The sequence below is a fragment of the Psychrobacter sp. 1U2 genome, from assembly GCF_051847575.1.
Window position 1 is genome coordinate 1 of sequence record NZ_JBPYDC010000662.1, and the last position, 911, is coordinate 911.

General features: G+C 41.1%; 2 protein-coding genes. Both read left to right on the top strand.

The window, feature by feature from the left end; genetic code table 11:
* Positions 1-265, top strand: a 265-nt coding sequence (locus tag ACS8FD_RS17945) for a glutathione S-transferase C-terminal domain-containing protein (protein ID WP_439276848.1), incomplete at its 5' end; no start/stop codon positions are given.
* A gap of 405 nt (positions 266-670) precedes the next feature.
* Positions 671-911, top strand: a 241-nt coding sequence (locus ACS8FD_RS17950) for a LysR family transcriptional regulator (RefSeq protein ID WP_439276849.1), incomplete at its 3' end; no start/stop codon positions are given.

Sequence of the window (911 nt, forward strand, 5' to 3'; positions counted from 1 at the left end):
GTTGGAATGGTGTCAGCGCTGGATAGAGGAAGGCTTTGCTGCATTAGAGACGTTACTGGCAAAAGATGAGGCGCGCGGCAAATTCTGTTACGGTAACAGTCCAACGTTTGCAGATTGCTATCTAATCCCGCAAGTCTATTCAGCTCGCCGCTTTAAGGTGGATTTAACACCTTACCCAAATATCATGGCCATTGATGAGCACTGCCGTACGCTCCAAGCATTTTTTGATGCAGATCCTATGAATCAGCCTGATGCACCGCATTAAGAATAACGCTTAAATGCGTTCACCGCTGATTTAACTATTAATTATTTTATTGTCATTCATTTCATTAAGCCGATAGCTATTTTGTTATCGGCTTTTTGCTGTCGTTTTATGACTGATAGAATGTTTTTTTAAGGTAATGCTTTTGATTAGACTATCAAAGAGCGTGAATCATTAGGCTTAATATCAGTACCTACTGTCCAATCCTTCAATCCAATGTCTCAATTTGGGATATAATCTTAATACTTGAACAAGAGTTTTTATTAATAAGACGATCAGCGTCGCCACAATAATGCGCAAACCGTTTGCCAGTTTAGATAGGCTTATACAGTTTGCATAATTAAATGAAAGCGATAGTCAATCAGCTTTTGCTGCTTTTGTATTTACATGAGATAAAAATTATAAATGATGAAAACCGAAACCAGTAAGCCCCTTGCGTTTAGAAGATATCCATCGACGACTGCGCTGCAATGTTTTGAGACGGCCGCGCGGCATCTGAGCTTTACCCATGCCGCGCAAGAGATGCATATGACACAAAGCGCCATCAGTAAGCAGGTTGCGCAGTTAGAGGAGATGTTAAACATTTCACTCTTTTATCGTACGCCGCACCGGATTTCATTGACGCCAGCTGGCAAGACTTATTACCTTG